A 21,960-nucleotide genomic window follows, 5' to 3' on the forward strand; every position below is an offset into this window, starting at 1 on the left:
ATGCAATTGACGGAGTCACCCTATGACCATCGATATTAGCCAGTTTTTTCAGGTCTTTTTCGATGAGGCCGAAGAACTGCTGGCTGAAAAAGAACGGCTGCTGCTGGCCGTTGATATTGCGGCGCCCGACGCCGAAGACCTGAATGCCATTTTCCGCACCGCCCATTCGATCAAGGGCGGCGCATCGACGTTCGGCCTCTCCGACATGAGCGAGGTGACGCACATCCTCGAGTCGCTGCTCGACCGCATCCGCCAGGGCCAGATGGCCCTGACGGCGGAACACGTCGACGCCTTTTTGGCGGCCAAGGATATCCTCAAGATGCAGCTCGACGGCCATCGCCTGGGCAGCGCCGTCGACCAGGATGCCGTGGCCAATGTGCGCATGATGCTGCAGTCGTTTTCGCAGGACGTGCCCGTGGCCGCGCTCACGCCCGTCGCGCCGGCCTTCCATACGGCGGAAAAGGCCGCCGTCAGCCATGCCGGCGGCCATCGCATCCGCCTGGAACTGCCGGCAATGGAGCCGCGCGAAGTCGATGCGCTGGCGGCCGAACTGGGCTTGCTGGGCGACGTCGCCGTGTCGACCTTGCCCGACGCGCGCAAGGTGCTGGAAGTGACGACGCATGAAAGCCTGGACGATATCCTGGCCATCTGCTCGTTCGTGCTCAACCCGGACGACATGGTGATCACGCAGGCGCCGCCACTGGCGCCAGGCGAAGCCGATGCGGTCCGCGCGGCGCAGGAAAAAGCCCAGGGCTACGGCTTCTTCGACCCGCTGCCAGGCGCGCCTGGTGCGCAGGGTCAAGCCGATCCTGGCTATGGCTTCTTCCAGCCGCTCGAGGATATCCGCGCCGCCGCCGGCGTGCAGAGCGACGCCGAACAGGGCTATGGTTTCTTCCAGCCCCTGGAACAGATTCGCGCCGATGCCGCCAAGGCGGGCAACGCCAGCGCCGCCGCCGCGCCGGTCGTGGCCAGCGCCGTGGCCGAAGCGGAGCAGGAAAAGAAACCGGCCAAGAAAGAGGGCGACAAGGCCGGCGCCGAATCGTCGTCGATCCGCGTCTCGATCGAAAAGGTCGACCAGCTGATCAACCTGGTGGGCGAACTGGTGATCACGCAGGCGATGATCGAGCAGCGCGCCAGCGCGCTCGACCCGATGCTGCATGAAAAGCTGCTCGACAGCGTCAGCCACCTGACGCGCAATACGCGCGACTTGCAGGAAGCGGTGATGTCGATCCGCATGATGCCGATGGATTTCGTCTTTTCGCGCTTCCCGCGCATGGTGCGCGACCTGGCCACGAAACTGGGCAAGAAGGTCGATTTCATCACGAACGGCGCCGCCACGGAGCTGGACAAGGGCCTCATCGAGCGCATCGTCGATCCGCTCACGCACCTGGTGCGCAACAGCATCGACCATGGCGTGGAAATGCCGGCCGCCCGCGTGGCAGCCGGCAAGACCGAGGCGGGCCGTTTGTTCCTCTCGGCCAGCCACCAGGGCGGCAACATCATCATCGAAGTGTCCGATGACGGCGCGGGATTGAACCGCGAGCGCATCCTGGCCAAGGCCGCGCAGCAGGGCCTGGACGTGTCCGAGACGATGAGCGACGCCGACGTGTGGCAGCTGATCTTCGCGCCCGGCTTTTCCACCGCCGAAGCGGTCACCGACGTGTCGGGCCGCGGCGTGGGCATGGATGTCGTCAAGCGCAATATCAGCGCCATGGGCGGCGTCGTCGACATCCGTTCGGCGAAGGGTTTCGGCACGACGATTTCCATCTCGCTGCCGCTGACCCTGGCCATCCTGGACGGCATGTCGATCAGAGTCGGCGACGAAGTGTATATTTTGCCGCTGGGCTTTGTCATCGAATCCCTGCAGCCGGCCGTTGAGGATATCAAGGACATCAGCGGTAAAGGCCAGGTGGTGAAGGTGCGCGGCGAATACCTGCCTTTGATTCCGCTGTACCAGATGTTCGACATCGCGCCGCGCTTTACCAGTCCCTCGGAAGGCATTTGCGTGATCCTTGAGACGGAAGGGCGCAAGGCGGCCCTGTTCGTCGACGACCTGGTGGGGCAGCAGCAAGTCGTGGTGAAAAACCTCGAATCGAATTACCGCAAGGTGGTGGGCATTTCCGGCGCCACCATCCTGGGCGATGGCGGCGTGTCGCTGATTCTCGATGTCGCCGCCCTGATCCGTTCCTCTCGCCAGCTGGCCGACGAGTCCATTTTTTCGTAATACCGATAGATAAAGATAGGAAAACGCACCATGTCAGATACTCAACAAACATCCGGAAGCAATGCGGGCGACGGCAAGGACATCGCCGGCCGTGAATTCCTGGCCTTCACGCTGGGCTCCGAAGAGTACGGCATCGATATCCTGAAGGTTCAGGAAATCCGCGGTTACGAAGCGGTCACCCGCATCGCCAACGCACCAGAATTCATCAAGGGCGTGATCAACCTGCGCGGCATCATCATCCCCGTGGTCGACATGCGCATCAAGTTCAACCTGGGCACGCCCGTGTACGACCAGTTCACGGTCGTGATCATCCTGAACATCGGCGGCCGCATCGTCGGCATGGTGGTCGACAGCGTTTCCGACGTCACCACCCTGACGCCGGAGCAGGTGAAACCGGCGCCGGAAATGGGCACCGCCTTCTCGACCGACTACATGATCGGCCTGGGCACCATCGACGAGCGCATGCTGATCCTGGTCGACATCGACAAGCTGATGTCGAGCAGCGAGATGGGCCTGATCGACAAGCTGGCGGCGTAAACGGCCGCATGGCAGCAAGGCGGCGCCCGGTGCGCCGCCGTTTTGGCACGCAAAGAATCACTACAGATATGCATGTACCGGCGCGAGCAGAGGCGCGCCGGCAGGCTGCAAGGTCCGTCAGAGACCAGGCCACAACACGGCGCCGTCCGGTTGAACGGGCGCCGTTCACATAAATATTGGAGACTGTAATGAGTTTGCGCGATTTCAAGATAGGCACCCGGCTGGGGATAGGTTTTGGCAGCATCCTCGCCATCCTGGTGGTAGTGATCGTTTCGGCGAATGCACTGAATTACCGTAACAAGGCCCAGCTGCTCACGGGCCTGGAGCTGGCAAGCGAAAAGAATACGCAGGCATCGCTGATGAAAAGCGCGATGCTGGAAACCGGTATCGCCATGCGCAATATCGGCCTGCAGGGCGATGTGGGGCTGATGCAGGCGGAAGAGGGCAAGGTGCGCGAGCAGCGCAAGCTGTACGACGGCGCGCGCGGCAAGCTGTCCAGCCTGGGCCTGTCCGAGGGCGAGAAGGCGCTGCTGGCCAATATCGCCAAGGTCGACGGCGATGTCGATGCGGCCTTCAAGGAAGCGATGGGACAGGTGCTGGCGTTTAACAGCGAGGGCGCGGCGAAGGTGATTGCCACCCGCATCGACCCCTTGAACAAGACGACGCTGGCCGATATCAACAAGCTGCTCGACCTGCAGCACGTGGCGCAGCAAAGCTTCATGGACGACTCGCTGGCGGCCGATGCGCGCCTGATGACGGTACTGTTCATCCTGGGCGGCGCGGCGGTGGCGATCGGCGCCTGGTGCGCCATCTTCATCACGCGTTCGATCACGGTGCCGCTGTCTGGCGCACTGGCCGTGGCGCAGAAGGTCGCTGCCGGCGAGCTGACGTCGCGCGTGGTGGTCGAAGGCAAGGATGAAACGAGCGCGCTGCAGCAGGCGCTCAAGGACATGAACGAGAGCCTGGTGCAGACGGTCAGCGACGTGCGCAATGGGACGGACACCATCACCGTGGCGTCGCGCGAGATCGCCAGCGGCAATGCGGACCTGTCGGCGCGCACGGAAACGCAGGCCAGTTCGCTGGAAGAGACGGCATCGTCGATGGAAGAGCTGACGTCGACCGTGAAGCAGAACGCGGACAACGCGCGCCAGGCCAACCAGCTGGCCGTGTCGGCATCGTCGGTGGCGGAGCAGGGCGGCAAGGTGGTGGCGCAAGTGGTCGATACCATGGGTTCCATCAAGGACAGTTCGCGCAAGATCGTCGACATCATCGGCGTCATCGACGGCATCGCGTTCCAGACGAATATCCTGGCCTTGAATGCGGCCGTCGAAGCGGCGCGCGCAGGCGAGCAGGGACGCGGTTTTGCGGTGGTGGCGTCGGAAGTGCGCAATCTGGCGCAACGCTCCGCTGGCGCGGCGAAAGAGATCAAGGGCCTGATCGGCGACTCGGTCGACAAGGTCGATGCCGGCAGCCGCCTGGTGGACGAGGCGGGGCAGACCATGGGCCTGATCGTCACGTCGATCCGGCAGGTAGCCGACATCATGGGCGAGATCACGGCGGCAACACAGGAACAGAGCCATGGCATCGAAGAGGTCAACCAGGCCATCGCGCAGATGGACCAGATGACGCAGCAAAACGCGGCGCTGGTCGAGGAAGCGGCGGCGGCGGCTGAAAGCATGCAGGACCAGGCGCAGAAACTGGCCGACGCCGTCAGCATCTTCAAGCTCGATGGCGAGAGCGCGGCGCAGGCAGCCATGCCCGTGCCCGTGCCCGCGCCAGTAGTCAAGGCGGCGGCGCGGCCGGCGCCGAGCGTGGCGGCAACGACACGGCGGTTGGCAACGACGGCGCAAGCCGGCACGCCACCGCCCGCGAAAAAGCTGGCGGCGGCCGGCGGCGACGATTGGGAAGAGTTCTGACGCCAACCCGGTCCCGCTAGTTATACTTGCAAAGGCATTGGTCAGAGTAGTCATAGAGAGGTAAAAACAAAATGCCGCAAACTAAAACGGATTCGGTCAAGGAATTTGATTTCACTGGCAAGGACTTCGAACGGGTCCGCGCCATGATTTACAAGCGGGCCGGCATCGCGCTGGCCGACAGCAAGCAGGAGATGGTCTACAGCCGCCTGGCGCGGCGCCTGCGCGCGACCGGCATTTCTTCGTTCGTCCGTTACCTGGACGACCTGGAAGCTGGCCGCATGGGCGACGAGTGGGAAGCGTTCACGAATGCGCTGACGACCAACCTGACGTCGTTCTTCCGCGAGGCGCATCACTTCCCGCTGCTGGCCGAGCATGTGAAAAAACTGAGCGGGCCGATCACCATCTGGTGTTCGGCCAGTTCCACCGGCGAGGAGCCGTATTCGATCGCCATGACGGTGTGCGAGGCGTTCAATACGCTCACGCCGCCGGTCACCATCATCGCCACGGACATCGACACGAACGTGCTGGCCACGGCCGCCAATGGCGTCTACAACCTGGACCGGCTCGACAAGATGCCGGCCGACCGTGCGCGGCGCTTTTTCTTGCGCGGCAAGGGCGATCGCGAGGGACAGGTGCGGGTGCGCCCGGAACTGCGCCAGATGATCACTTTCAAGCCGCTCAACCTGCTGGCCGACAGCTGGCCATTGACGGGCCAGTTCGACGTCATCTTTTGCCGCAACGTGATGATTTATTTTGACAGGGCGACGCAGCGCAAGATCCTGTCGCGCTTTGTGCCATTGATGAAGCCGGATGCCCTGCTGTTCGCGGGCCATTCGGAGAATTTCCTGTACGTGTCGGATTCATTGAAGCTGCGCGGTAAAACAGTCTATGAGCTCGATCAGCCTCGGGGCGCCGCGCCCAAGGCATCGTCGCATCGTACATGAGAGTGAAATATGAGCCTGGAATCCAAAGAGCAATTTGCCACTAACGTCTATTACGACAGGACGTTCAATTGTGACGCCGCCAAGATCTTGCCTGGTGAGTATTACTTTACCAACAAGGACATGCTGATCGTCACCGTGCTCGGCTCCTGCGTCTCGGCCTGCATCCGCGACCGCGTCACGGGCCTGGGCGGCATGAACCACTTCATGCTGCCCGATGGCGGCAGCGATCCGAATAGCCCGATTTCCGCGTCGATGCGCTATGGCACCTACGCCATGGAAATCCTGATCAACGATTTGCTGAAGGCCGGTGCGCGGCGCGAGAACATGGAAGCGAAAGTGTTCGGCGGCGGCGCCGTGCTGCGCGGCTTCACGGCGATCAACGTGGGTGAGCGCAATGCGGCCTTCGTCATCAATTACCTGAAGGCGGAAAAGATGCGCGTGGTGGCGGAAGACCTGAACGACATCCACCCGCGCAAGGTGTATTTTTTCCCCCGCAGCGGCAAGGTGCTGGTGAAAAAGCTGATGCAGACGCATAACGATACGCTGGTACGCCGCGAACTCGATTACGCCAGCCGTTTGAAAGTTGCGCCGGTGGGCGGCGAGGTCGAACTGTTCTGATAACACCAGAGCAAACCTGCTGCGCGTCGTGCTTTGCGGCCTGCGATGGTTTTGTCCGGTGTACTAATTTAATAAAGAATAAGGGCCGCAAGGCCTGGAAGGATAACTATGAAGATCAAAGTATTGATCGTGGATGATTCGGCGCTGATCCGCAGCGTGATGACGGAAATCGTGAACAGCCAGCCCGACATGGAAGTGGTGGGCGCGGCGCCCGATCCGCTGGTGGCACGCGAGATGATCAAGCAGACCAACCCCGACGTGCTGACCCTCGACGTCGAGATGCCGAAGATGGATGGCCTCGATTTCCTGGAAAAGCTGATGCGTTTGCGTCCGATGCCGGTATTGATGGTGTCGTCGCTGACCGAACGCGGCTCTGAGATCACCATGCGCGCGCTGGAACTGGGCGCCGTCGATTTCGTCACCAAGCCGAAGATTTCCATCCAGAGCGGCATGCGCGAGTACACGGACATGATCGCCGACAAGATCCGCGCCGCCTCGAAGGCGCGTATCCGCGCGCGCACCCTGCCGTCGGCCAGCGACAAGGTGGCTGCACCGCTGCCTGCGCTGCGCAGCCCATTGACGTCGAGCGAAAAGCTGATCATCGTGGGCGCGTCCACAGGCGGCACGGAAGCGATCCGCGAATTTCTCATGCAGATGCCTTCCGATTGCCCCGGCATCCTGATCACGCAGCACATGCCGGAAGGCTTTACACGCTCGTTTGCGCGCCGCCTCGATTCGCTGTGCAAGATCTCGGTGCAGGAAGCGGCAGGCGGCGAACGGGTACTGCCGGGCCACGCCTATATCGCGCCCGGCCATTCGCACCTGACTCTGACGCGCAGCGGCGCCAATTACATGACCAAGATCGACCAGGGCGAGCCGGTGAACCGCCACCGCCCGTCGGTCGATGTGCTGTTCCGTTCGGCCGCGCAATCGGCCGGTAAAAATGCCGTTGGCGTGATCCTCACCGGCATGGGCAAGGATGGCGCGCAAGGCATGTTGGAGATGAAGGCCGCAGGAGCGTATAATTTTGCGCAGGATGAAGCCAGTTGCGTGGTGTTCGGCATGCCGCGCGAGGCGATCGCTGTCGGTGCTACGCATGAGGTCGGCGCTTTGACGGCGTTGCCTGGCATGGTGCTGGGACACCTGGCTGCGCATGGCATGCGTGCTTTGCGCGTGTAAGCCACGTTTTATATGATCTGAGGCAAGTTTGTTCGCCTAAAAGCAACGAAAATGCTATCCTACAACTTGCTGCCGTAGTGTCGACCATAATGTCGGCATTCATGTCGATATTATTAACAAACCGCTACAGAAACAACGGAGTTATTCATGGCTGATCCAAAGATGAAATTTTTAGTCGTTGACGATTTTTCGACGATGCGCCGCATTGTCCGGAATCTGTTGAAGGAACTGGGTTATGCCAACGTCGATGAGGCGGAAGACGGCGTGATGGGCCTGGCCAAGCTGCGCGCGGAATCGTACGATTTCGTCGTTTCGGACTGGAACATGCCAAACATGGATGGCCTGACGATGCTGCAGCATATTCGCGCCGATCCGGCACTGGCCAAGCTGCCCGTGCTGATGGTGACCGCCGAAGCGAAAAAAGAAAACATCATCGCCGCCGCGCAAGCTGGCGCCAGCGGTTATGTCGTCAAGCCGTTCACGGCCGCGACCCTCGATGAAAAGCTGAACAAGATTTTCGAGAAGCTGGAAAAAGCCGGCGCTTAATCCAGGTTTGATCGTTATCAAAAAAAACGCTGCCAGTGCGAATTGGCAGCGTTTTTTTTGTCCGCAAAAAACTCAGACCAGGCCGCCATTCGCGCGTAACGTTTGGCCATTCACCCAGCGGCCATCCGGTCCTGCCAGGAAAGCCACGGCGGCGGCGATATCGTCCGGCGTGCCCAGCCGTTCCAATGGCGCCATCTTGCCCATGCGCTGTATCGTTTCTTCCGTCTTGCCGTTCAAGAACAGGGCAGTGGCCGTGGGGCCGGGGGCGATGGCATTGACGGTGATGTTCTTGCCGCGTAATTCCTTGGCAAAGATATTTGTCATCGTTTCGATGGCCGCCTTGGTGGCGCCGTAGACGGCATAGCCGGGCAGGGCCAGGCCAATCACGCTGGTGGAGAAGTTGACCACGCTACCGCCGTGGCGCAAGCGCGTCGCCGCCTGGCGCATGGTGTTGAAGCTGCCCTTGACGTTGATGGCGAACAGGCTGTCGAAGGTGGCGTCGTCCGTGTCGGCCAGGGCCGGCAGCGCGGGCGGCATGATGCCGGCGTTGTTGACCAGTACGTCGATGCCGCCATAGGCTGCTTCTGCCGCATCGAACAGCGCTTGCACCTCGCCCGCGTCAGCCACGTTGGCCTGGACGGCGATGGCGGCGCCGCCGCCGGCCACGATGGCCGCCACCAGATCATCCGCCGCATCCTTGCCGCTGGCGTAATTGATGACGACCTGCATGCCGTCGCGTGCCAGGCGGCGGGCGATGGCCGCGCCGATGCCGCGCGAGGCACCTGTGACGATGGCGACCTTGGCTGGTATGGTTGCTGTGTTCATGGGTTTCTCCTGTCGTGGTGGGAAGCCCGCATGCTGTCGCTGCGAGCCAGTGCAGCCATTGTGATCTTTATTGATTCATGGATAAAGATAGTGATGATGGTTTCAGTGTGCAAATTTCATTAACAATTGTTCTGGGCCTGGCTGATATGGGCAGGCAAGCTCCCGCTGCCGACAAGTAATTGCGCAAAGGAATGAAATATTTCCTAAAGTTAACTTTACACGTCAAATAATTTGGCCCATGATCGCTGCAGTATTCCACCTCTGTCCCCGCCCCCGACAAGAAGGAGCGCACGATGCGCCGAGCACCCGTATTATTTTTTGCCCTGAGCACGGCCCTGTTGGCGGCCTGTGGCGTGAGCCTTGAACAAACCGCCGTTACGCCTGTCGCGTCTGTCGAAATGCAGGAACCGGCCGCGCCGTTGCCTGTCGAAGCTGATGGCCGGCATGCATATCTGCACCGCGTGGGCGGCCATGATTATGTCAGCCTGAGCCAGAATGGCCCGGAGGGCGGCTTGCCGATACTCACGGGCACGCAGCGCCATGCGCGCGCCATCCGCCTGCTGGCGGCCGATCCGGCCCAGGTCCGGGCCATCCTGCGCAGCCTGAGGCTGCCTGCGCACCAGCGCAAGCTGTGGGCGGGAGAGGAAATCGTGCTCGATGCGGCCAGCTATGACATGTTGCAAGCGGCACGCGGCAGCAACAAGCCGCTGTTTGCGGAACTCAAGCTGGTGGGGATGGAGAAGTAAGAAAAAGCAACGGGGCCGAATGGCCCCGTCGAGGTGACGCTTGGAGATGGCGCTTAAATTTCCAGGTTGTCGATGAGTCTGGTCTGGCCCAGCTTGGCGGCAGCCAGCACCACCAGCGGTTCGCCGGCGGCCAGTTCGGCGGCGTTTGGCGCCTGCAGGTTGGCGCGCTTGCGCACGGCGATGTAGTCCGATTTCCAGCCGCGGCTGTTCAATAGCTGCATGCTGGCCTGTTCCAGTTCAGCGACGGCCAGGTTACCCTTGCGCACTTCCTCGGCGACGAAATTAAGGCCCTTGAACAGTTCCGGCGCTTCCGCCCGCTCGCTTTCAGACAGATACATATTGCGCGACGATAAGGCCAGGCCATCGTCTGCGCGGTAGGTTTCGGCGGCGATGATTTCCGTCGGCAGCGCGAACTGGCGCGCCATGTTGCGGATGATCATCAGTTGCTGGTAATCCTTCTTGCCGAACACAGCCACGCGCGGACCCACGCACGAGAACAGCTTGGTGACGACCGTGCACACGCCTTCGAAGAAGCCGGGACGGAACTCGCCTTCCAGCGTATTGCCCAGGTCATCAGGCGGACGCACGCGGTATTCCTGCGGTTCCGGGTACAGTTCCTTTTCCGTCGGGGCGAACAGCACGTACACGCCTTCCTTTTCCAGCTTGGCGATGTCGGCCGCCATGGTGCGCGGATATTTCTCGAAGTCTTCGTTCGGGCCGAATTGCAGGCGGTTCACGAAGATCGAGGCGACGATGGGGTCGCCATGCTTGCGCGCCAGACGCATCAGCGACAGATGGCCTTCGTGCAGGTTGCCCATGGTGGGGACGAACGCCGTGCGCAGCTGTCCGCTGAGCTGGTCGCGCAATTCTTCGATGTCGGAAATAATTTTCATGGATTGCTTTCGCTAAAACCCCGTTGTACGGTGGTCAGTGACAAAGGGAAGGATATCAGGCGGGCGAATACGCCAGCCGGACGTAGATGGGGGCAAACGGTTCTGCCTGCGTGATTTCGATCAGGGTTTCCTTGGCCAGTTCCAGCAGGGCCACGAAGTTGACCACCACCACGGGCACGCCGCCGGCAATGTCGAACAGTTCGCTGAATTCGACGAAGCGCGACGACTGCAAGTGGCGCAGGATGCTCGACATGTGCTCGCGCACGGACAGTTCCTGGCGGCTGATGCGGTGATGCTGGGTCAGCTTGGCGCGTTTCAGCACGTCGAGCCACGCCTGCTGCAAGTCCACCGGTTCCACGTCGGGCCAGGTGGGCGTCAGGCTTTGCTCGATGAAAATCTGCGTGCGCACGAAATCGCGCTCGAACTGCGGGATGGCATTCAGGTCGTAGGCGGCCAGCTTGATCTGCTCGTACTCGAGCAGGCGGCGCACCAGTTCGGCACGGGGGTCGCCGCCATCTTCCTCGACGTCGCTCTTGCGCGAAGGCAAGAGCATGCGCGACTTGATCTCGATCAGCATGGCCGCCATCAACAGGTATTCAGCGGCCAGTTCCAGGTTGCGCACGCGGATCTGGTCGACATATTTCAGATATTGCAGGGTTACCTGCGCCATCGGAATATCGAGAATGTTGAAGTTTTGCTTGCGGATCAGGTAGAGCAGCAAGTCGAGCGGGCCTTCGAAGGCTTCGAGGAAGATTTCCAGCGCGTCCGGCGGAATGTACAAATCCGTCGGCATGCGCATCATCGGCTCGCCATACAGGCGGGCGATGCCCAGCGGGTCGGCGGCGGGCGCCGCGTCCGTTACCTTTGTTGCAGGGTCGCCGCTGCCGTCGCCTTCAGCGACAGGTTCGGGCGACTCGATGACTGCGCCGGCGCCGGGAGCATCGGCTTCCGGCGTGACTGCAGACTCTTCAGGCAACATCGTGCCGGTTCCAGATCTTAGTTCTTGTTCTGGTAAACGTAAGCCTGTTGCTTGACGGCCGACGCCAGCTGGCGTTCCTGCTCGTCGATGCTGACGGCCGGCTTGTCCCACAGCAGGGCGCGGCCCGCTTGCTGGCCCGCTTCCATGCCAGGATTCTTGGCCTTCAGCTCAGCGATGAACAAGGTGTGGTCGGATACGTAGTTGTTGTGTTTTGCAGGCAGTTTCATATTCTCTTCTGAGTGTCTTATCGGTAAGGTCAGCCGGCCGTATTTTACCGCGCCGTGCCGCCTGGCGGGTTGTTGTATCGGCAAGTCCGGGGGCGAAATTGCTAAAAATCAATAACGCAACAAACGCCGCATCACCATCGGCGCCGGTTCGGCGGGGTTGGCGTGCGAATATTCCAGTTCTTCGGCCAGGTCGAATTCGAAGGCCGCATAAAAATCGATCAGCTTGCGCTGGTCGCGCCGCACGGCCAGGCGCAATTCCTCGGCCTGGCACGACAGGCCGTGATGAATGATGGCTTCCAGCAAGTGCTGCGAAACGTGGCTGCCCCGGTAGGCGGGCAGCACGCCCATGCGCGAAATCTTCCAGATGGCGGGGTCGCTGTCGAGCGGCATCCAGCGCAGCGAACCGGCTGGAATGTCGTCGATCAGCAACAGAAAACCGCCGCCGTGGCGCAATTGCTCTTCCACCTGTTGGGCCGTCTCGTGGTGTCCACTGGACGAGGCGGCCACCTTGCCGGCCCACGCGGCGCGGGTCAGCTCGGCCATCAGCTGTGCATCGGCATTCGTTGCTTCGCGCACCACGATATTCATCATCGGTCCTTGTGGTGGCTTAACGGATGCGCATGCCAGGTTCGGCGCCTGGCCACGGGTTCAGGATGTAGATGCCCGGATTCGCCTTTTCGTCGGCGGCGGAGGCGGCCATGACCATGCCTTCCGAAATGCCGAACTTCATCTTGCGCGGCGCCAGGTTGGCCACCAGCACCGTCAGCTTGCCGACCAGCTCTTCCGGCTGGTAAGCCGAGCGGATGCCCGAAAACACATTGCGCAAGCGGCCTTCGCCCGCATCCAGGGTCAGGCGCAGCAGCTTGTCGGAGCCGTCCACCAGCTCGCAGTTGACGATCTTGGCGATGCGCAGGTCGACCTTGAGGAAGTCGTCGATCTTGATCTCGGGCGCCAGTTCCTCGATGGCGGAGGCCGGTGTTTCAGCGACCGCGGCGGCGTCGTTCGCGGCGTCGCCAGCCGGTGCGGCAATGGCGGCGGCCGCTTGCGGCGCGTCAAACAGCGCTTCGATCATCTTCGCATCCATGCGCGTCATCAAGTGGCTGTAGGCGCCGATAGTACGGCCCAGCATGCTGTTCGAGACGGCGTCGCCGAACACTTGCGTATCGGCCCAGGTAAACTCGGCGTCGTTGAGGAACGAGGCCACGTTCTTCGCCACGCCCGGCAGGACCGGCGACAGCAGGATCGTCAGCTGGCGGAACAGGATCAGGGCCGTGGTGCACACGTCGTGCAGTTCGGCCGTCTTGTCCGCGTCCTTGGCCAGGATCCACGGTTTGTTTTCATCGACATACTGGTTGGTGATGTCGGCGATTTCCATGATCTCGCGCAAGGCCTTGCCGAATTCGCGGTTCTCGAAGTGCGCGGCGATGCTGGCCTGGCGCTCGACGATGACACCGTTGACGTCCACCGTCAGCGCGCGGTTGATCCAGCTTTGCGCGCCTTCCGACAGCGTCGATGCCAGCTTGCCGTCGAAACGCTTGGCGATGAAGCCGGCGCAGCGGCTGGCGATGTTCACGTATTTGCCGATCAGGTCGCTGTTCACGCGGGCGACAAAATCTTCGCCGTTGAAGTCCAAGTCTTCCACTTTCGAGTTCAGCTTGAAGGCGATGTAGTAGCGCAGCCATTCCGGGTTCATGCCCAGGTCCAGGTAGCGCAGCGGCGAGATACCCGTGCCGCGCGACTTCGACATCTTTTCGTTGTTGACCGTCAGGAAGCCATGCACATTGACCTTCAGTTTGTCGATCACCGGATGGCCGGCGAATTTCAGCATGGCGGGCCAGAACAGCAAATGGAAGGAAACGATGTCTTTGCCGATGAAGTGGATCTGTTCCGTGGCAGGATCGTTCAGCAAGGCGTCAAAATCGAGGCCTTTCTTGTCGCAATAGTTTTTCAGGCTGGCCAGGTAGCCGACGGGGGCGTCCATCCACACATAGAAGAACTTGCCCGGCGCATCGGGAATCGGGATGCCGAAGTAAGGCGCATCGCGCGAGATATCCCAGTCGGCCAGCTTTTCGCCCGCTTCTCCCAGCCATTCGCTGACCTTGTTGACCATTTCAGGCTGCAAACGGCCTGGCGTGTTGAGCCAATCCTTGAGGAACTCGAAGCAGCGCGGGTCGGACAGCTTGAAGAAATACTGTTCCGACGGCTTCATCACGGGTGTCGCATTGGTAAACACGGAGAACGGGTTGACCAGGTCGGTCGGCTGGTAGGCCGCGCCGCACACTTCGCAATTGTCGCCGTACTGGTTCTTGGCGCCGCATTTCGGGCATTCGCCCTTGATGTTGCGGTCGGCCAGGAACATGCCCTTGACCGGATCGAAGAAGCGGTCGACGGTTTTCGTGACGATCAGGCCCGTATCGCGCAGCTTGCGGTAGATCGATTGCGACAGGTCGACGTTTTCCGGCGAATCGGTCGAGTACCAGTTATCGAAGGCGATATGGAAGCCATCGAGGTACTGGGCGCGGCCGGCGGCGATATTGGCGACGAATTGCTGCGGCGTGATGCCTTCCTTTTCGGCGGCGATCATGATGGGCGTGCCATGCGTATCGTCGGCGCCCACAAAGTGCACTTCACGGCCGGCTGCGCCATCGCGTTGCATTCGCTGGAACCGGACCCAGATATCAGCCTGGATGTATTCCATGATGTGGCCAATGTGAAAAGCGGCGTTTGCGTAAGGCAGGGCAGTGGTGACGAACAGCTTGCGAGTCATGATTGATGCACTTTTGGGATGGATAATAGGACATTTTAACAGCGGAAAGGCAATATGAGCAGATGCAGCGCCGGCAAGTGCTGCTTTTGCCGCCATCGCGCCCTGCAAATTTGCGCTAGACTGCGCGTATTGCACATATGTAGTACACACGGAGATTTACATGAGCATCACAGTAGAAGACGTCAAGGCCGCGCTGGCCCAGGTTATTGATCCAAATACACATAAAGATTTCGTTTCCAGTAAAACAGTCAAGAATCTGAAAGTCGATGGCGATGATATTTCCCTCGACATCGAGCTGGGCTACCCCGCCAAAAGCCAGATCGACCTGATCCGCAAATCCGTGCTGGCCGCCCTGCGCGTGCTGCCCGGCGTGGGCAATGTCAGCGTGGGCGTGTCGTCGAAAATCATTTCGCACACGGTGCAGCGCGGCTTGAAGCCGATGAGCAACGTGAAAAATATCATTGCCGTCGCTTCCGGCAAGGGCGGTGTTGGCAAATCGACCACGGCCGTCAATCTGGCCCTGGCCCTGGCGGCCGAAGGCGCCACCGTCGGCATGCTGGACGCCGATATCTATGGCCCGTCGCAGCCGATGATGCTGGGCATCAGCGGCCAGCCGAAGACCCTGGACGGCAAAAGCATGGAGCCGATGGAAAACCACGGCCTGCAAGTGTCGTCGATCGGCTTCATGATCGATCCGGACGAACCGATGGTGTGGCGCGGCCCGATGGTCACGCAAGCCTTGCAGCAATTGCTCGACCAGACCAACTGGCGCGACCTCGATTACCTGATCGTCGACATGCCGCCGGGCACGGGCGACATCCAGCTGACCCTGTCGCAGAAAGTGCCTGTCACGGGCGCCGTCATCGTCACGACGCCGCAGGACATCGCGCTGCTGGATGCGCGCAAGGGCTTGAAAATGTTCGAGAAGGTCGGCATCCCGATCCTCGGCGTGGTGGAAAACATGAGCACGCACATCTGCTCGAACTGCGGCCATGCGGAAGAAATCTTCGGCGCCGGCGGCGGCGCGAAGATGTGCGCGGACTTCGGCGTGGAATTCCTCGGCGCCTTGCCGCTGACCATGGCGATTCGCCAGCAGACGGATTCGGGCACGCCCACCGTCGTGGCCGAGCCGGAAGGCCCCGTCGCCGTGATCTACAAGCAGATCGCCCGCACCATCGCGATCAAGGTGGCGGAAAAGGCGAAGGACATGACCAGCAAGTTCCCGAGCATCGTCATCAAGAACGATTAAACGTCGGATGTGGCGCTCCCATGCGCCAGTGTCAGCAGGAATATGGTTTCATGCAGTCCGTGTTGTTATTAAACAAGAGGAGACATCATGCAATTGACCACCGTATTCCTGCGCCAAGCCGCAGCCGTAATCGCCGGCAGCCTGCTGGCCGCCAGCGCGTTTGCGCAATCCGTTTCGTTCGTCGAGCCAGTCGATGGCGCGACAGTGACCAGCCCGTTCAAGGTCAAGTTCGCCGTCAGCGGCATGGACGTCAAGCCGGCCGGCGACATGACGGCAAAGACGGGCCACCATCATTTGCTCATCAATATGGGGCCGATGAAGGCGGGCGAGATGATACCCATGGATGAAAAACATTTGCATTTCGGCAAAGGGCAGACGGAAACGGACGTCACCTTGCCGCCGGGCCAGTACACCCTGACCATGCAGTTCGCCAATGGCGCGCACCAGTCGTATGGGCCGGAGTTGAGCAAAAGCATCAAGGTGACGGTCAAGTAAGTCCGGCATTTTCATCTGTTTCGGCAAAGGCCGGGTTCCAGCGATGGAGCCCGGCCTTTTTTATGGTATTGCTTTTTGTCATCATTGCGTCATATAGTCGGCGTATGCTGCCCGGTGGCCTAACTTTTGATGAGCGGATATGACGAAACATTTCTCCCTTTCCCGGCAACTGGCGCAGGCGCTGCTGCTGGTCGCTGGCGTGGCGGCGTGCCAGGCGCATGCGGCCAAGGCGGTTCCCAATACCGCGGCGCAGCCGAAGCTGGTGGTGGTGCTGGTGGTGGACGGTTTGCCGCAGGAGCAGGTGACGCGCTACCGCGACCAGTTCGGCCAGGGCGGTTTCCGCCGTCTGCTGGAGCAGGGCGCGTGGTTCAGCGATGCGCACCAGGCGCATGGCATCACGGTTACCGCCATCGGCCACTCGGCCGTGCTGTCGGGTGCCTATCCATACCAGCATGGCGTGATCGGCAATAACTGGATCGATCCCGTCACGAAAAAATCCGTGTATTGCACCGAAGATGGCAATTTCCATTACATCGGCGAAGACACGCAGCCCGATGATGGCACGGCGCCGACGAAACTGCGCGTGAGCACCCTGGGCGACGAGCTGCGCTATTCCACGGGCGACCAGGCCAAGGTCGTCACCGTGTCGGGCAAGGACCGGGGCGCCATCCTGCTGGCCGGGAAAACAGGCACGGCCTATATGTACATGGAAAAGACGGGCAATTTCGCCAGCAGCACCTATTACATGCAGCAGCATCCGCAATGGGTGCAACGCTACCAGGCTGCCAAACCGCAGGACCGCTACTACGGCAAGAGCTGGACGCCGCTGCTGGCCGATGCGGCCTATGCGCGGGACGCCCGTGATGATCTTGTGGCGGCCAAGCCGGGCACGCGCAACACCTTCCCGTTCGCCTACTACAGCGACAGCGGCAAGCTCGATGGCGAGTACTACAGCCGCTTGAAGTCCGGCCCCTTCCTCGATGAACTGACCCTGGAATTCGCCCGCGCCGCCATCGATGGCGAGAACCTGGGCCGCAACCCGGCCGGCGTGCCCGATATTCTCGGCGTGAGCCTGTCCGCGCACGATTACGTGAACCATGCCTACGGCCCGGAAAGCAAGATGTCGCACGACCACCTGCAGCGCCTGGACCGCATGCTTGCCGGCTTCTTTGCCGACCTCGATAAAAAAGTCGGCATGGATAACGTGCTGGTGGTGCTGACGGCCGACCATGGCTTTGCCAACGTGCCGGAATTCGCCGAAACGCGCGGCTTCTCCGCCAAACGCATCGATGGCGCCAAACTGGTCGATGCCTTGAACCGGCACCTGGCGACAAACCTGGGCATCGATAAACTGGTGACGACGTCGTCGCTGCCGAATATCTACCTCGATTACGCGCTGGCGGAAAAGAGCGGCGTCAATCGCGCCGCGCTGGAAGACGCGGCGGCCCGCTTCCTGCTGCAGCAGGACGGCCTGGCGCAAGTCTACACGCGCACGCAGATGGAAGCGGGAGCCGTCGCCACGCGCATGGACACCCTGATGCGCCGCGCCTGGAACCGCCAGTTGTCGGGAGACCTGATGGTCGTCACAAAGCCTGCCTGGTACTTCGGCAAGGGCAGCGGCGGCACCTCGCATGGCACGCCCTATACCTATGACACCAATGTGCCGCTGATGGTCTTCGGCCCGCGCTGGATCAAGCCGGGCGCGTATGGCCAGTACGCGGAAGTGGTCGACATCGCGCCGACCCTGGCCCATCTGCTGCGCATACGCCAGCCATCGGCGTCGGAAGGGCGGGTTTTGACGGAAGCGGTGCGGTAGGTCGGATTAGCGGCGAAGCCGCGTAATCCGACAACATCGTTGGTCAAGCCGCTTACAGCAGCCAGTCGATCGGCAGCACCGACAGAATCGCCACCCCCATGCGTTTCCACACGCTGGTGCCCGGTTCCGTGTCGTAGCGCGTGGTGGCGCCGCTGGCGTCGCGCGCGAGCCAGTACAGCGCGCCGTCGTCGCCAAGCAGCACCTGGTAGGCGCGCTGCGGGATCGTGGTGCGCATGGCTTGCCCCAGCTGGCTGGCCAGCGCGGGGCTGTCGATGACGAGGCCCATTTCGGTGTTCAATTCGATCGAGCGCGGATCGAAGTTGAACGAGCCGACAAAGATGCGCCTATCATCGACGGCAAAGGTCTTTGCATGCAGGCTCGATGCGGAGCTGCCGAAGCGGCCCGGCTGTTCGCGCGCATCGCCCCGTTCCCACGAACGGCGCGACTCGTACAGCAGCACGCCCGCTTCCAGCAGCGGCTTTCTCCACTTCGCATAGCCGGCATGCACGGCCGCCACGTCGGTCGCTTCCAGCGCATTCGTCAGGATGCGCACGCCCACGCCTTTTCTTGCCAGGTCGGCAAAGGCTTGCGTGCCCGATTTGCCGGGCACGAAATACGGCGACACCAGGTCCACTTCCTTTTCCGGCACACCCAGCAGGTTTTGCAGGTTTTCCGCCACGCCCGTGCCTGGCCGGGCCTTGTCCAGCACCTTGGCCGGGTCGTCGCTGACCATGCGCGTCTTGGCCCATTCGAAGGGCAGGGTGCGTTCCATCATCTGCTTGACGAAGGGCGAGGTGCGCAGCGCCTGCACGTATTCCTCGGCCGCCTTGGTATCGTCGATGCGGTCCGCTTCGGCGGCGATGGTGGCCGCGTCGCCCTCGACAGGGCTGGTCAGCAGCAGTCTGGCCGGGTAGGCAGAGGCGCTGTTCCAGTAGCGGTCGAAATCCTGCGACACGTCGTCAACGACGGGGCCGATGGCCAGCACGTCAAGGTCGGCAAACAGCACATCGCCGGCCGCGCCAAAATATTCATCGCCCACATTGCGTCCGCCGACGATGGTGGCCTGGTTATCGGCCGTGAACGATTTGTTGTGCATGCGCCGGTTGAGGCGGGAAAAATCCGCGGCAAAGGCCAGTGCGCGCGGCGCGCGGGGAATGAATGGGTTGAACAGGCGGATCTCCAGATTCTGCTGCTTGCCCAGCATGCTCAAGGTCTGGTCCAGGCCCGCCGTGTTGTTATCATCGAGCAGCAGGCGCACGCGCACGCCCCGCTCCGCTGCCTGGCGCAGGGCGTCGAACAGCAGTGTGCCCGTGATGTCCTTGTGCCAGATGTAGTACTGCACGTCCAGGCTGCGCTGGGCTGCGGCGGCCAGCAGGGCGCGCGCGGCAAAGGCGTCGCGCCCATCGACCAGCGGATAAATGCCGGACACGCCCGGATGCTGCGCCGCCATGGGCGCAATGGCCGTGGCCAGCTGGGTATGTGCCGTATCGGTGATGACGCTGGAGGGAGTGCGGCTCTCCAGCGAAGGCAGTGAAGCGCAGCCGGCGAGGACGGCGGACAGCAGCAGGGGCAGCAGGGAACTGCTGCTGCGGCGGGCAAGGGTGGTGGCGGGCATGGCGGGCTTTCATCGAGTTGCCCCGATGTTAGCAGATGCGCATGCCCGCACGCGGCGCGGTTTTAGAGTTGTTCCAGCGCGATCAGCTCGGCCACCGTCTGGCGGCGGCGGATCAAGCGGGATTGTTCTCCGTCGACCAGGTATTCCGCCGCATGGGGGCGGCTGTTGTAGTTCGACGACATCGACGCGCCATACGCGCCCGCGCCCTCGAACACGACGTAGTCGCCTACCTGTGCTGCCGGCAGCTGCCGGGTTTCCACCACGCCGCCATCGCGCTGGGTAAACACATCGCCCGATTCGCACAGGGGGCCGCCGACGACGGTGGCGCGCTGCGTGTCCAGCGCGCGGCCGTCATGCGCGATCACCGACATTTCATGGTAGCTGCCGTACATGGCAGGGCGCATCAGTTCATTGAAGCCCGTATCGAGCAAGGTGAAATGGTTGCCGCCCATTTGCTTGGTGGCGCGTACTTCGGCCACCAGCAAGCCCGCGTCGGCCACGAGGAAGCGGCCCGGTTCGATTTCCAGGTGCACGCGATGGCCCAGGTGCGCCTCGATCTGCTTGCGCGCCGCATCCCACAGCTGGAAGTAGTGGTCCGTGTCGACGGGCTGCTCGCCTTCGCGGTAGGGCACGGACAGGCCGCCGCCCGTGGAAATGGCTTCGATATCGTGGCCCATGTTTTTGACCAGCTCGACCATGGTGCCGCAGACGGTTTCCAGGTGGCTGTAGTCGACGCCCGAGCCGATGTGCATGTGCAGGCCCACCAGGTGCAGGCCATGCGCGCGGATGACGGCCAGCGCCTCCGGCAGCTCTTCATGCCAGATGCCGTGCTTGCTGTTTTCGCCGCCCGTATTGGTCTTGTTGCTGTGGCCATGGCCATAGCCGGGATTGATGCGCAGCCAGACGCGGTGGCCGGGCGACACGGGACCCAGCTGGCGCAGCATGTCGACGGAGCCGCAATTGACTTCGATCTTCGCCGCCGCCACGCGCGCCAGGGTGGCGCGGTCGAACAGGTCGCAGGTGAACACCACGCCGGCGGCGCCGTTCGTTTGCGCCGGCGTAAAGCCTGCCTGCAGCGCGCGCTCGATCTCGCCCAGCGACACGGCGTCCACGTGCACGCCCGCTTCGCGCATCAAGGTCAGCAGATGGATGTTCGAGTTGGCCTTTTGCGCGAAGCGCACGGTGTCGAACTGCGCCAGCTGCGCCACGCGCGCGCGGATGGTGGCCGCGTCATACACCCACAGGGGGGTGCCGTGTTCCTGGGCGAGTTGGGCGAGGGTGGCGTCTGGCACTGGTTTCATGGTGTGGTCTTTGTCATATGATGGGTGGCGTCGGATTACGCGGGCTTTGCCCGCTAATCCGACCTACGATGCTGGCCATGATGCGGGTTTTCTTTGTAAACATAAAATATCTATTTAGGCCTACCTTATTCATTTATGATATGGCCATGACTATCTCCCTGCGCCATATCGAAGTCTTCCGCGCCGTCATGACGACGGGCAGCGTGACGGCCGCCGCCGCCATGCTGCATACGTCGCAGCCCACCGTCAGCCGCGAACTGGCGCGCCTCGAGCATTTGACGGGCTTGATCCTGTTCGAGCGCGAGCGGGGGCGGTTGCGTCCGACGGCCCAGGCGCTGCAGCTGTTCGAGGAAGTGCAGCGCGCATATTTCGGCCTCGAGCGCATCGTCAGCACGGCGGCGGCCCTGCGCCAGTTCGACCAGGGGCAGTTGTCGATCGCCTGCCTGCCCGTGTTTTCCCAGTCGCTGCTGCCGCAGGCGTGCAAGCGCTTCGTGGCCGATTTTCCCAAGGTGAGCATCAGCATCACGCCGCAGGAGTCGCCGCTGCTGGAAGAGTGGCTGTCGGCGCAGCGGCACGATATCGGCCTGACGGAAGTGGGCAATGCGCCGCCGGGCACCGCGCTCGACACTCTGATGTCCGTCGATGAAGTGTGCGTGCTGCCCGACGGCCATGCGCTCGCCAGCAAGACCGTGCTGCAGCCGGCCGATTTCGCGGGCCAGCCTTTCATCAGCCTGGCCGCCGTCGACCCCTACCGCCAGCAGATCGACGCCATCTTCGCGCAGGCGGGCGTGGAGCGGCGCATGGCGCTCGACACGCACAGCGCCGCCTCCGTGTGCGCGATGGTGCGCGAAGGCGTGGGCCTGGCCATCGTCAATCCGCTCACGGCCTTCGACTATGCGGGGCAGGGCTTGCAGATCCGCCGCTTCGCCGTGTCCCTGCCGTTCACGGTGAATCTCGTGAAACCTTTGCACCGACCCCTGTCGCAACTTGTCGCCCTGTTCGAGCAGGCGCTGCATGCGCAGGCGGACGAAGTGAAAAGGCGGCTGCTGCAGCTGTGACGGCGCTTGTGGAGCGGCGGCGGTC

The 21,960-nt window shown here is 62.0% G+C and carries 20 protein-coding genes; 12 read left to right on the forward strand and 8 right to left on the reverse strand.

The window, feature by feature from the left end:
* Window positions 1–22 precede the first annotated feature (22 nt).
* The 7 genes from cheA (at window position 23) to cheY (ending at window position 7,964) form a co-directional block, all read left to right on the forward strand.
* The gene (gene cheA, locus CSQ91_RS01605) at window positions 23–2,224 is read left to right on the forward strand and encodes a chemotaxis protein CheA (RefSeq protein WP_070257756.1); all 2,202 of its coding nucleotides are present in this window, start codon (window positions 23–25) and stop codon (window positions 2,222–2,224) included.
* 30 nt (window positions 2,225–2,254) lie between these two features.
* Window positions 2,255–2,761, forward strand: a complete 507-nt coding sequence (locus CSQ91_RS01610; protein ID WP_034758356.1) for a chemotaxis protein CheW — start codon at window positions 2,255–2,257, stop codon at window positions 2,759–2,761.
* A gap of 188 nt (window positions 2,762–2,949) precedes the next feature.
* On the forward strand, window positions 2,950–4,677 hold the full coding sequence (locus CSQ91_RS01615; protein WP_099387190.1) for a methyl-accepting chemotaxis protein: 1,728 nt from the start codon (window positions 2,950–2,952) through the stop codon (window positions 4,675–4,677).
* Window positions 4,678–4,748: 71 nt separating this feature from the next.
* The gene (locus CSQ91_RS01620; RefSeq protein ID WP_099387191.1) at window positions 4,749–5,621 is read left to right on the forward strand and encodes a CheR family methyltransferase; all 873 of its coding nucleotides are present in this window, start codon (window positions 4,749–4,751) and stop codon (window positions 5,619–5,621) included.
* A gap of 9 nt (window positions 5,622–5,630) precedes the next feature.
* Window positions 5,631–6,239, forward strand: coding sequence for a chemoreceptor glutamine deamidase CheD (cheD, locus tag CSQ91_RS01625; protein ID WP_034758343.1), 609 nt, complete (start codon window positions 5,631–5,633; stop codon window positions 6,237–6,239).
* Window positions 6,240–6,347: 108 nt separating this feature from the next.
* Window positions 6,348–7,418 (forward strand): protein-glutamate methylesterase/protein-glutamine glutaminase, encoded by a 1,071-nt coding sequence (locus CSQ91_RS01630; protein WP_034778028.1) that lies wholly within the window; start codon window positions 6,348–6,350, stop codon window positions 7,416–7,418.
* 147 nt (window positions 7,419–7,565) lie between these two features.
* On the forward strand, window positions 7,566–7,964 hold the full coding sequence (gene cheY, locus CSQ91_RS01635) for a chemotaxis response regulator CheY (RefSeq protein WP_010396677.1): 399 nt from the start codon (window positions 7,566–7,568) through the stop codon (window positions 7,962–7,964).
* A 72-nt stretch (window positions 7,965–8,036) separates the two neighbouring features.
* Here cheY and CSQ91_RS01640 read toward each other — a convergent pair whose 3' ends face one another.
* On the reverse strand, window positions 8,037–8,789 hold the full coding sequence (locus tag CSQ91_RS01640; RefSeq protein ID WP_099387192.1) for an SDR family oxidoreductase: 753 nt from the start codon (window positions 8,787–8,789) through the stop codon (window positions 8,037–8,039).
* A 293-nt stretch (window positions 8,790–9,082) separates the two neighbouring features.
* Here CSQ91_RS01640 and CSQ91_RS01645 point away from each other — a divergent pair, with 293 nt between their 5' ends.
* Window positions 9,083–9,535 carry a hypothetical protein gene (locus tag CSQ91_RS01645; RefSeq protein ID WP_143450917.1) on the forward strand — a complete coding sequence of 151 codons (453 nt, stop codon included), beginning with the start codon at window positions 9,083–9,085 and terminating at the stop codon, window positions 9,533–9,535.
* A gap of 53 nt (window positions 9,536–9,588) precedes the next feature.
* Here CSQ91_RS01645 and panC read toward each other — a convergent pair whose 3' ends face one another.
* The 5 genes from panC to metG all read right to left on the reverse strand — a co-directional run bounded on the left by panC (window position 9,589) and on the right by metG (window position 14,401).
* Window positions 9,589–10,428, reverse strand: a complete 840-nt coding sequence (gene panC, locus CSQ91_RS01650; protein WP_099387193.1) for a pantoate--beta-alanine ligase — start codon at window positions 10,426–10,428, stop codon at window positions 9,589–9,591.
* 55 nt (window positions 10,429–10,483) lie between these two features.
* A complete protein-coding gene (locus CSQ91_RS01655; protein ID WP_070278820.1) occupies window positions 10,484–11,407 on the reverse strand; it encodes a segregation and condensation protein A in 924 nt (307 codons plus the stop codon).
* A gap of 17 nt (window positions 11,408–11,424) precedes the next feature.
* Window positions 11,425–11,634, reverse strand: coding sequence for a DUF3460 family protein (locus tag CSQ91_RS01660; protein WP_034778041.1), 210 nt, complete (start codon window positions 11,632–11,634; stop codon window positions 11,425–11,427).
* 108 nt (window positions 11,635–11,742) lie between these two features.
* On the reverse strand, window positions 11,743–12,222 hold the full coding sequence (locus CSQ91_RS01665; protein ID WP_034778216.1) for a GNAT family N-acetyltransferase: 480 nt from the start codon (window positions 12,220–12,222) through the stop codon (window positions 11,743–11,745).
* A gap of 19 nt (window positions 12,223–12,241) precedes the next feature.
* Window positions 12,242–14,401: a methionine--tRNA ligase gene (metG, locus tag CSQ91_RS01670; protein WP_034778043.1), complete on the reverse strand. Its 2,160-nt coding sequence runs from the start codon at window positions 14,399–14,401 to the stop codon at window positions 12,242–12,244.
* Window positions 14,402–14,561: 160 nt separating this feature from the next.
* On the opposite strand from metG, the gene apbC reads away from it, so the two are divergent.
* The 3 genes from apbC to CSQ91_RS01685 all read left to right on the forward strand — a co-directional run bounded on the left by apbC (window position 14,562) and on the right by CSQ91_RS01685 (window position 17,961).
* Window positions 14,562–15,650: an iron-sulfur cluster carrier protein ApbC gene (apbC, locus tag CSQ91_RS01675; protein WP_034758315.1), complete on the forward strand. Its 1,089-nt coding sequence runs from the start codon at window positions 14,562–14,564 to the stop codon at window positions 15,648–15,650.
* An 87-nt stretch (window positions 15,651–15,737) separates the two neighbouring features.
* Window positions 15,738–16,145: a DUF4399 domain-containing protein gene (locus CSQ91_RS01680; RefSeq protein ID WP_099387194.1), complete on the forward strand. Its 408-nt coding sequence runs from the start codon at window positions 15,738–15,740 to the stop codon at window positions 16,143–16,145.
* A 139-nt stretch (window positions 16,146–16,284) separates the two neighbouring features.
* Window positions 16,285–17,961 (forward strand): alkaline phosphatase family protein, encoded by a 1,677-nt coding sequence (locus CSQ91_RS01685; RefSeq protein WP_099387195.1) that lies wholly within the window; start codon window positions 16,285–16,287, stop codon window positions 17,959–17,961.
* A 52-nt stretch (window positions 17,962–18,013) separates the two neighbouring features.
* On the opposite strand, the gene CSQ91_RS01690 is transcribed toward CSQ91_RS01685, so the two are convergent.
* Window positions 18,014–19,576, reverse strand: coding sequence for a phospholipase D family protein (locus CSQ91_RS01690; RefSeq protein WP_099387196.1), 1,563 nt, complete (start codon window positions 19,574–19,576; stop codon window positions 18,014–18,016).
* Between the two features lie 62 nt (window positions 19,577–19,638).
* Window positions 19,639–20,877, reverse strand: a complete 1,239-nt coding sequence (gene lysA / locus CSQ91_RS01695) for a diaminopimelate decarboxylase (RefSeq protein ID WP_099387197.1) — start codon at window positions 20,875–20,877, stop codon at window positions 19,639–19,641.
* A gap of 146 nt (window positions 20,878–21,023) precedes the next feature.
* Here lysA and CSQ91_RS01700 point away from each other — a divergent pair, with 146 nt between their 5' ends.
* A complete protein-coding gene (locus CSQ91_RS01700; protein WP_099388527.1) occupies window positions 21,024–21,935 on the forward strand; it encodes a LysR family transcriptional regulator in 912 nt (303 codons plus the stop codon).
* Window positions 21,936–21,960 lie beyond the last annotated feature (25 nt).

Origin of the sequence: Janthinobacterium sp. BJB301 (genome assembly GCF_002735685.1) — a bacterium.
GTDB classification, from domain to species: domain Bacteria; phylum Pseudomonadota; class Gammaproteobacteria; order Burkholderiales; family Burkholderiaceae_D; genus Janthinobacterium; species Janthinobacterium lividum.

Excerpts from the sequence above, each read along its gene's own strand:
- cheA (WP_070257756.1), top strand. The coding sequence starts at position 23 with ATGACCATCGATATTAGCCAGTTTTTTCAGGTCTTTTTCGATGAGGCC.
- CSQ91_RS01610 (WP_034758356.1), top strand. The coding sequence starts at position 2,255 with ATGTCAGATACTCAACAAACATCCGGAAGCAATGCGGGCGACGGCAAG.
- CSQ91_RS01615 (WP_099387190.1), top strand. The coding sequence starts at position 2,950 with ATGAGTTTGCGCGATTTCAAGATAGGCACCCGGCTGGGGATAGGTTTT.
- CSQ91_RS01620 (WP_099387191.1), top strand. The coding sequence starts at position 4,749 with ATGCCGCAAACTAAAACGGATTCGGTCAAGGAATTTGATTTCACTGGC.
- cheD (WP_034758343.1), top strand. The coding sequence starts at position 5,631 with ATGAGCCTGGAATCCAAAGAGCAATTTGCCACTAACGTCTATTACGAC.
- CSQ91_RS01630 (WP_034778028.1), top strand. The coding sequence starts at position 6,348 with ATGAAGATCAAAGTATTGATCGTGGATGATTCGGCGCTGATCCGCAGC.
- cheY (WP_010396677.1), top strand. The coding sequence starts at position 7,566 with ATGGCTGATCCAAAGATGAAATTTTTAGTCGTTGACGATTTTTCGACG.
- CSQ91_RS01640 (WP_099387192.1), bottom strand. The coding sequence starts at position 8,789 with ATGAACACAGCAACCATACCAGCCAAGGTCGCCATCGTCACAGGTGCC.
- CSQ91_RS01645 (WP_143450917.1), top strand. The coding sequence starts at position 9,083 with ATGCGCCGAGCACCCGTATTATTTTTTGCCCTGAGCACGGCCCTGTTG.
- panC (WP_099387193.1), bottom strand. The coding sequence starts at position 10,428 with ATGAAAATTATTTCCGACATCGAAGAATTGCGCGACCAGCTCAGCGGA.
- CSQ91_RS01655 (WP_070278820.1), bottom strand. The coding sequence starts at position 11,407 with ATGTTGCCTGAAGAGTCTGCAGTCACGCCGGAAGCCGATGCTCCCGGC.
- CSQ91_RS01660 (WP_034778041.1), bottom strand. The coding sequence starts at position 11,634 with ATGAAACTGCCTGCAAAACACAACAACTACGTATCCGACCACACCTTG.
- CSQ91_RS01665 (WP_034778216.1), bottom strand. The coding sequence starts at position 12,222 with ATGAATATCGTGGTGCGCGAAGCAACGAATGCCGATGCACAGCTGATG.
- metG (WP_034778043.1), bottom strand. The coding sequence starts at position 14,401 with ATGACTCGCAAGCTGTTCGTCACCACTGCCCTGCCTTACGCAAACGCC.
- apbC (WP_034758315.1), top strand. The coding sequence starts at position 14,562 with ATGAGCATCACAGTAGAAGACGTCAAGGCCGCGCTGGCCCAGGTTATT.
- CSQ91_RS01680 (WP_099387194.1), top strand. The coding sequence starts at position 15,738 with ATGCAATTGACCACCGTATTCCTGCGCCAAGCCGCAGCCGTAATCGCC.
- CSQ91_RS01685 (WP_099387195.1), top strand. The coding sequence starts at position 16,285 with ATGACGAAACATTTCTCCCTTTCCCGGCAACTGGCGCAGGCGCTGCTG.
- CSQ91_RS01690 (WP_099387196.1), bottom strand. The coding sequence starts at position 19,576 with ATGCCCGCCACCACCCTTGCCCGCCGCAGCAGCAGTTCCCTGCTGCCC.
- lysA (WP_099387197.1), bottom strand. The coding sequence starts at position 20,877 with ATGAAACCAGTGCCAGACGCCACCCTCGCCCAACTCGCCCAGGAACAC.
- CSQ91_RS01700 (WP_099388527.1), top strand. The coding sequence starts at position 21,024 with ATGACTATCTCCCTGCGCCATATCGAAGTCTTCCGCGCCGTCATGACG.